The organism is Streptomyces roseus (assembly GCF_001044425.1).
Classification (GTDB): Bacteria; Actinomycetota; Actinomycetes; order Streptomycetales; family Streptomycetaceae; genus Streptomyces; species Streptomyces roseus.
On the sequence record NZ_LFML01000094.1, the window covers coordinates 21,005 to 29,091 of the forward strand.

Here is an 8,087-nt window from a genome sequence, read left to right on the forward strand (position 1 = left end):
TAAGTGAGTCTTGGGAGCCATAGGAGGCACTCCATGCGCGGAGCCACCCACGCCAAGTGGGCCGCATGTGCGGTGGCCGTCGTCCTCGCGGCGACGGCCTGCGGCGGTAGCGACAGCGGCGGGGGCGGCGGGGGCGCGGGAGTCGTCAGCTCCTCCTGGGGTGACCCGCAGAATCCGCTGGAGCCGGCCAACACCAACGAGGTGCAGGGCGGCAAGGTGCTCGACATGATCTTCCGGGGCCTCAAGCGGTACGACCCGAAGACCGGCGAAGCCAAGAACATGCTCGCCGAGAAGATCGAGACGACCGACAGCCAGAACTTCACCATCACGCTGAAGGACGGCTGGAAGTTCAGCAACGACGAGCCGGTCACCGCGCAGTCCTTCGTGGACGCCTGGAACTACGGCGCGGACGTGCGCAACAAGCAGAACAACTCGCCGTTCTTCTCCGACATCGCCGGCTACGCGGACGTCCACCCCGCCTCCGGCGAGCCCAAGGCCAAGACGATGTCCGGGCTGGTCGTCAAGGATGCCAAGACCTTCACCGTCGCCCTGAAGAACAAGTTCTCCACCTGGCCCGAGACCCTCGGCTACCAGGCCTTCTCCCCCCTGCCCAAGGCCTTCTTCACCGACCACGCCGGCTGGCTGAACAAGCCGATCGGCAACGGCCCGTACACGGTGGACTCGTACACCAAGGGCACCGGCATGAAGCTGCGCACCTGGGACGGCTACCCGGGCGAGGACAAGGCGCAGAACAGCGGCGTCGACCTCAAGGTCTACACCGACAACAACACCGCCTACACGGACCTGATCTCCGGCAACCTCGACCTCGTCGACGACGTCCCGGCCCAGCAGCTGAAGAACGTCAAGAACGACCTCGGCGACCGGTACATCAACCAGCCGGCCCTCATCATCCAGACCCTGACCTTCCCGCTGTACGACCCGCAGTGGGGCAAGGAGGGCATGGAGAACGTCCGGCGCGGCATCTCCATGGCCATCAACCGCGACGAGATCACCAAGCAGATCTTCCGCGAGACCCGCACCCCGGCCAAGGACTGGACCTCCCCGGCCCTCGGCGAGAAGGGCGGCTTCAGCGCCACGCTCTGCGGCGACGCCTGCAAGTACGACCCGGCCGCGGCCAAGAAGCTCATCCAGGACGCCGGCGGGCTCCCCGGCGGCAAGGTCACCCTGACCTCCAACGTGGACACCGGCTCGCACCGCGACTGGATGGACGCCGTCTGCAACAGCATCAACAACGCGATCGGCGAGGGGCCGGTCTGCACCGTCAACCCGATCGGCACCTTCGCCGACTTCCGCAACCAGCAGAGCTCCTTCAAGCTGACCGGCCCCTTCCGCTCCGGCTGGCAGGCCGACTACCCGCTCATCCAGAACTTCCTCCAGCCGCTCTACTACACCGGCGCCTCCTCCAACTACGGGAAGTTCAGCAACCCGGAGTTCGACAAGCTCATCGACGAGGCCAACCAGGAGAGCGACGCCACCAAGGCGATCGGGAAGTTCCAGGACGCCGAGAAGATCCTCGTCACGCAGATGCCCTCCATCCCGCTCTGGTACCAGAACGGCAGCGCGGGCTACGCCGAGCGGCTCTCCGACGTGGCGCTCAACCAGTTCAGCGTCCCCGTCTACAACGAGATCAAGGTCAGCTGACCCCCTGTCGGATCGATCCTGGAGCAGTCCATGGGACGTTACGTGATCCGGCGGCTGCTCCAGATGATCCCGGTGTTCATCGGCAGCACGTTCCTGATCTTCTTCATGGTGTACGCCCTGGGCGACCCCGTCGCCGCCCTCTTCGGCGACAAGGCGCCCGACCCCGCCACCGCCGCGCGCATCCGCAGGGACCTCTACCTCGACCGGCCCCTGTGGCAGCAGTACCTGCACTACATGGGCCAGATCTTCCAGGGCGACTTCGGCACGGCCTTCAACGGGCAGCCCGTCACCGAGCTGATGGCCTCGGCCTTCCCCGTCACCCTGCGCCTGACGGTCGTCGCGATCTTCTTCGAGATCGTCATCGGCATCACCCTCGGCGTCGTCAGCGGCCTGCGCCGCGGCAGGTCCGTCGACACCACCGTGCTGGTGCTCACCCTCGTCGTGATCTCCGTCCCGACGTTCGTGACGGGCTATCTGCTCCAGTACCTCTTCGGCGTCAAATGGGGCTGGGTCAGGCCCACCGTCTCCCCGGACGCGCCCTTCAACCAGCTGATCCTGCCCGGCATCGTGCTCGCGCTGGTCTCCCTCGCGTACGTCACCCGGCTCTCGCGCACCTCCATCGCCGAGAACGTGAAGGCGGACTACGTGCGCACCGCCGTCGCCAAGGGGCTGCCGCGCCGCCGGGTCGTCACCCGCCACCTGCTGCGCAACTCGCTCATCCCCGTCGTCACCTTCATCGGCACCGACATCGGCGCCCTCATGGGCGGCGCCATCGTCACCGAGCGCATCTTCAACATCCACGGCGTCGGATACCAGCTCTACCAGGGCATCCTGCGCAACAACTCCCCGACGGTGGTCGGCTTCGTGACCATCCTCGTCATCGTCTTCCTGGTGGCGAACCTGCTCGTCGACCTGCTCTACGCGGTCCTGGACCCGAGGATCCGTTATGCCTGAGCCCGAGCACCCCGCATACGACCCGCTCCAACCCGGACAGGGGGAAGCGATCGCACCCACCGGCCAGGGCGGCCCCATGGATCTGGCGCTGGACGAGGCCGAGAGCCTGGAGAAGACGCTGGGCGACCAGCCGTCCGGCCCCCGGGAGAAGGCCCGCTCCCTGTGGTCCGACGCGTGGCGCCAGCTGCGCCGCAACCCCGTCTTCATCATCTCCTCGCTGATGATCCTGTTCCTGGTGGTCATCGCGATCTGGCCGCAGCTCATCGCGAGCGGTGACCCGCTCCAGTGCGACCTGTCCAAGTCCCAGCAGGGCTCCGCGCCCGGCCACCCCTTCGGCTACGACACCCAGGGCTGCGACGTCTACACCCGCACCGTCTACGGAGCCCGCGCCTCCATCACCGTCGGCGTGTGCGCCACCCTCGGCGCCGCCCTGCTCGGCTCGGTGCTCGGCGGGCTCGCGGGGTTCTTCGGCGGCTGGGGCGACGCGCTGCTCTCCCGGGTCGCCGACATCTTCTTCGGCATCCCCGTCGTCCTCGGCGGCCTCGTCTTCCTCTCCGTGGTCACCAGCACCACCGTCTGGCCGGTCGTCGGCTTCATCGTCCTCCTCGGCTGGCCGCAGATCGCCCGCATCGGCCGCGGCTCCGTCATCACCGCCAAACAGAACGACTACGTCCAGGCCGCCCGCGCGCTCGGCGCCGGCAACGGCCGGATGCTGCTGCGGCACGTCGCGCCCAACGCCGTCGCGCCCGTCATCGTCGTCGCCACCATCGCGCTCGGCACGTACATCGCCCTGGAGGCCACCTTGTCCTTCCTCGGCGTCGGCCTGCGCCCGCCCACCGTCTCCTGGGGCATCGACATCTCCAACGCGGCCTCGCAGATCCGCAACGCCCCGCACATGCTGCTGTGGCCGGCGGGCGCGCTGAGCCTGACGGTGCTCGCCTTCATCATGCTCGGCGACGCGGTGCGCGACGCCCTCGACCCCAAACTGCGCTGAGGAGTGGGCACCATGCTGCTCGAAGTCCGCGACCTCCATGTGGAGTTCCGTACGCGGGACGGAGTCGCCAAGGCCGTCAACGGCGTCAACTACTCGGTGGACGAGGGCGAGACGCTCGCCGTGCTCGGCGAGTCCGGCTCGGGCAAATCGGTGACCGCCCAGGCCGTGATGGGCATCCTCGACGTCCCGCCGGGCCGGATCGCGGGCGGCGAGATCCTCTTCAAGGGCAGGGACCTGCTCACGATGAAGGAGGAGGAGCGGCGCAAGGTCCGGGGCGCCGACATGGCGATGATCTTCCAGGACGCCCTGTCCTCCCTGAACCCGGTGCTCAGCGTGGGCGCGCAGCTCGGCGAGATGTACGAGGTGCACCGCGGGATGTCCCGCAAGGACGCCAAGGCCAAGGCCGTCGAGCTGATGGACCGGGTGAAGATCCCGGCGGCCCGGCAGCGGGTGGGGGACTACCCGCACCAGTTCTCGGGCGGCATGCGCCAGCGCATCATGATCGCGATGGCGCTGGCCCTGGAGCCCTCCCTCATCATCGCCGACGAGCCGACGACGGCCCTCGACGTCACCGTCCAGGCCCAGGTGATGGACCTGCTCGCCGAGCTCCGGCGCGAGCTCAACATGGGGCTCATCCTCATCACCCACGACCTCGGCGTGGTCGCCGACGTCGCCGACAAGATCGCCGTCATGTACGCGGGCCGGATCGTCGAGGCGGCCCCCGTCCACGAGATCTACGCCGCCCCCGCGCATCCGTACACCCGCGGCCTGCTCGACTCCATCCCGCGCCTCGACCAGAAGGGCCAGGAGCTGTACGCCATCAAGGGACTGCCTCCGAACCTGCTGGCCATCCCGCCCGGCTGCGCCTTCAACCCGCGCTGCCCGATGGCGCGGGCACTCTGCCGCACCGAGGTCCCGCCGCTCGCGCAGGTGGGACCGGACCGCGCCAGCGCGTGCTTCTTCTGGAAGGAGTGCCTCGGTGGCTGAGACGATCCTGGAGGTCAAGGACCTCGTCAAGCACTACCCGCTCACCCAGGGCGTCCTGTTCAAGAAGCAGGTCGGCGCGGTCAAGGCGGTCGACGGGGTCTCCTTCGGCCTCGGCCGCGGCGAGACGCTCGGCATCGTCGGCGAGTCCGGCTGCGGGAAGTCCACTGTCGCCAAGATGCTGGTCCACCTGGAGCGCCCGACGGCCGGGGCGATCTCGTACAAGGGCGAGGACATCACCAAGCTGTCCGGGCGGGCGCTGAAGGCCGTCCGGCGCAACATCCAGATGGTCTTCCAGGACCCGTACACCTCGCTGAACCCGCGCATGACGGTCGGCGACATCATCGGGGAGCCCTACGACATCCACCCCGAGGTCGCCCCCAAGGGCGACCGCCGGCGCAGGGTGCAGGAACTCCTGGACGTGGTCGGGCTCAACCCGGAGTACATCAACCGGTACCCGCACCAGTTCTCCGGCGGCCAGCGCCAGCGCATCGGCATCGCACGCGGCCTCGCCCTGCGGCCGGAGGTGATCGTGGCCGACGAGCCGGTCTCCGCGCTCGACGTCTCCGTCCAGGCCCAGGTGATCAACCTGCTGGCGCGGCTCCAGAGCGAGTTCGACCTGTCGTACGTGTTCATCGCGCACGACCTCTCGATCGTGCGGCACATCTCCGACCGGGTCGGCGTGATGTACCTGGGCCGGGTGGTGGAGATCGGCACCGACACCCAGATCTACGACCACCCCACCCACCCGTACACCCAGGCCCTGCTGTCGGCCGTGCCCGTCCCGGACCCGCAGGCGCGCGCCCACCGCGAGCGGATCATCCTGACCGGCGACGTGCCCTCGCCGGCCGATCCGCCCTCCGGCTGCCCGTTCCGCACCCGCTGCTGGAAGGCGCAGCAGCGCTGCGCGGACGAGGTCCCGTTGCTCGCCGTTCCGCAGGCGTTCTCCTCCGGCCCGGCGGCCCATCCGTCGGCCTGTCACTTCGCAGGCGAAATCCAGCCACCCCGCGCGGATTCGCTCCGTTAGGGTCACCTTTCCGCCAACCCGGTTTACGTGTGGGCAACTTGACCGTTTCTGTCCCGAGATCTGGGGCGGGCAAGCTGGGTCGCGTGCGGCCGTGCGGGTGCCGACAGCCGGCCGGGGAGGCGTACGGCCTCCCCGGCCGGCCTCCCCCGTGACCCTGTGCACGCGCGGCGTGCGCCCCTCGTGCTGCCGGAATTCGATCGATGCGCTGGTACGGATAGTTATGATCCGTAGCGCACGGTGGGTATGTACTCCGCCGAGCACTGAGTACGAGTACGCGTACCGATGTCCGCTCGACGTGGAGGTGAAACGCCGTGGCACTCTCGATCTCGGCCGTGGTGCTGCTGGCGATCGTCGTCTTCCTGCTGGTCCGCCGGTCGGGCCTGAAGGCGGGCCACGCCGCTGTCTGTGTGCTCCTCGGTTTCTATCTGGCGAGTTCGACCATCGCCCCGACGCTCAGCCAGCTGACCACGAACGTGGCCAGCATGATCAGCGGCCTCAAGCTGTAGGACGCGCGCCGCTTGATCGTAGGCTTGGCCCATGAACGGTCTTCCCGCCCGTCGGCTGCTCCTCGTGCACGCGCACCCGGACGACGAGTCGATCAACAACGGCGTCACCATGGCCAAGTACGCGGCCGAGGGTGCCCTCGTCACGCTCGTGACCTGCACCCTGGGCGAGGAGGGCGAGGTCATCCCGCCCGGCCTCGCCCACCTGGCGCCCGACCGCGACGACGCCCTGGGCCCCCACCGCGTCGGCGAGCTCGCCGCCGCCATGGCGGAACTCGGCGTCACCGACCACCGGTTCCTCGGCGGCCCCGGCCGCTTCCGGGACTCCGGGATGATGGGCGCCGAGCAGAACCGCCGGCCCGGCGCCTTCTGGTCCGCCGACGTGGACGAGGCCGCGGCGCACCTCGTCGGGGTCATCCGCGAGGTCCGCCCGCAAGTGCTCGTCACCTACGACCCGGACGGCGGATACGGGCACCCCGACCACATCCAGGCCCACCGCGTCGCGATGCGCGGCGCCGAGCTGGCCGCACAGGCCGCGTACCGCCCGGACCTCGGCGATCCGTGGCGGATCGGGAAGATCTACTGGAACCGGGTGCCGCGCTCGGTGGTCGAGGAGGGCTTCGCCCGGCTGGAGGCGGCCGGCGCCGAGGTCCCCTTCCCGGGGGTCGCCTCGCCGGACGACGTGCCCGGTGTCGTCGCCGACGAGCGGATCACCGCCGAGATCGGCGACGAGGGGACCGGGCCCCAGGGGGCCGGGGGCGACGGGGCGTTCGCGGCGGCCAAGGCGGCCGCGATGCGCGCCCACGCCACGCAGATCGCCGTGGAGGGGCCCTTCTTCGCCCTCTCCAACGACCTCGCGCAACCGCTGTTCGCCCGCGAGTACTACGAACTGGCCGCGGGCCGTCCCGGCGCTCCGGCGGGGACGCGCGAGCAGGACCTGTTCGCGGGGGTGGACGCGTGAGCGCCTCCCTGAGCCCCGGGCGGATCGCCGTCCTGCTCGGCCTGTTGGCCGTCGGTCTGCTCACCGGAGCGGCCGGCTGGCTCGTCGTGGACCTGTGGTTCCCCGGCGGGCTGCTGCTGGGACTGCTGGCGCTGCTCGGGCTGTTCCTCGGCGGCAGGATCGCCGTCGGGAGCGGCCTCGGGGTGGGCGCGGGGGCGCTCGGCTGGTTCCTCGCGTACGTGGTGCTCGGCGTGCCGCGCCCCGAGGGGGACTTCCTGCTCGGTTCGTCCGGAATCGGTATGTACGTCTACCTTTTGGGCGGCGCGGTGCTGGCTGTGATGTGCGCCACGCTCCGAGGCCCACTCCAGGGGCCGGTTTCGGCCGCGCAGTCCGGCAAGTGACGTGCCGTTGAACTCGGTCGGGGTGTGCGTTCACGGGGGTTGGGCGGGCGCCCGCGGGCTGCTCGGAGGGGGCGCAAGGGGGCTGAAGAGGAACCCCTGATTCCTCTAGGACAGTTGCGCGAGGGTCCCGGCCAGTATGGTGGTCGGGCCGCCGAGCTGCCCGCGCACGGCACGCGGGCGGCGGAGCCAACCGGGAGAACCTGCCTTGAGTCGTGAAACCGACAGTTCGTCCTCCGGGCCCCAAGGGCGCGGAGGAGCCGCCTACCCCTCGGGTACACCGCCGTATGGAACCGGCCGGAACCCGTCCTTGCCTGTGCCGCCTGGGCCTGGTGCGGCGACTGTCCCGGAGGAGAACCCTGTGACCTCGAAGCCGTCCACGCCCGACACCGACGGGCCGAAGACCGAGACCACCCTGACGCCCCGGATCCGGATCAACATCCCGGGTTCGCGGCCGATCCCGCCGGTGGTCGTACGCAAGCCGGTGGCGGCAGCCGCCGACGCGGAGCCGGAGGCCGCGCCCCCCGTCGAGCAGCCCGTGGCGGAGCCCGCGCCGGCCGCCGAGCCCGAGGAGGCGACCAGCAACTGGTTCGCCCCGCGCAAGTCGCCCGCCCCGGCGCCCGCG

General features: G+C 69.9%; 8 protein-coding genes and 1 pseudogene. All 9 read left to right on the forward strand.

Annotation, left to right across the window (positions count from 1 at the left end; translation table 11 throughout):
* Positions 1 to 33 precede the first annotated feature (33 nt).
* Positions 34 to 1,662: a peptide ABC transporter substrate-binding protein gene (locus ACS04_RS22805; RefSeq protein WP_048478581.1), complete on the forward strand. Its 1,629-nt coding sequence runs from the start codon at positions 34 to 36 to the stop codon at positions 1,660 to 1,662.
* Positions 1,663 to 1,692: 30 nt separating this feature from the next.
* On the forward strand, positions 1,693 to 2,616 hold the full coding sequence (locus ACS04_RS22810; protein ID WP_048478582.1) for an ABC transporter permease: 924 nt from the start codon (positions 1,693 to 1,695) through the stop codon (positions 2,614 to 2,616).
* A complete protein-coding gene (locus ACS04_RS22815) occupies positions 2,609 to 3,610 on the forward strand; it encodes an ABC transporter permease (protein WP_048478583.1) in 1,002 nt (333 codons plus the stop codon). Before ACS04_RS22810 ends, ACS04_RS22815 begins: the two co-directional genes overlap by 8 nt.
* Before the next feature lie 12 nt (positions 3,611 to 3,622).
* Complete coding sequence (locus tag ACS04_RS22820; RefSeq protein WP_048478584.1) at positions 3,623 to 4,597, forward strand: ABC transporter ATP-binding protein; 975 nt, start codon at positions 3,623 to 3,625, stop codon at positions 4,595 to 4,597.
* On the forward strand, positions 4,590 to 5,621 hold the full coding sequence (locus ACS04_RS22825) for an ABC transporter ATP-binding protein (protein ID WP_048478585.1): 1,032 nt from the start codon (positions 4,590 to 4,592) through the stop codon (positions 5,619 to 5,621). The genes ACS04_RS22820 and ACS04_RS22825 overlap by 8 nt, the downstream gene beginning before the upstream one ends.
* Before the next feature lie 311 nt (positions 5,622 to 5,932).
* The gene (locus ACS04_RS22830; RefSeq protein WP_030153401.1) at positions 5,933 to 6,127 is read left to right on the forward strand and encodes a hypothetical protein; all 195 of its coding nucleotides are present in this window, start codon (positions 5,933 to 5,935) and stop codon (positions 6,125 to 6,127) included.
* A 31-nt stretch (positions 6,128 to 6,158) separates the two neighbouring features.
* Positions 6,159 to 7,085 carry an N-acetyl-1-D-myo-inositol-2-amino-2-deoxy-alpha-D-glucopyranoside deacetylase gene (gene mshB, locus ACS04_RS22835; protein WP_048478586.1) on the forward strand — a complete coding sequence of 309 codons (927 nt, stop codon included), beginning with the start codon at positions 6,159 to 6,161 and terminating at the stop codon, positions 7,083 to 7,085.
* Entirely contained in the window at positions 7,082 to 7,465 is a 384-nt protein-coding gene (locus ACS04_RS22840; protein ID WP_048478587.1) for a DUF6113 family protein, read from the forward strand. The genes mshB and ACS04_RS22840 overlap by 4 nt, the downstream gene beginning before the upstream one ends.
* Before the next feature lie 205 nt (positions 7,466 to 7,670).
* A pseudogene (locus ACS04_RS36560) lies at positions 7,671 to 8,087 on the forward strand (hypothetical protein); the annotation flags it as partial.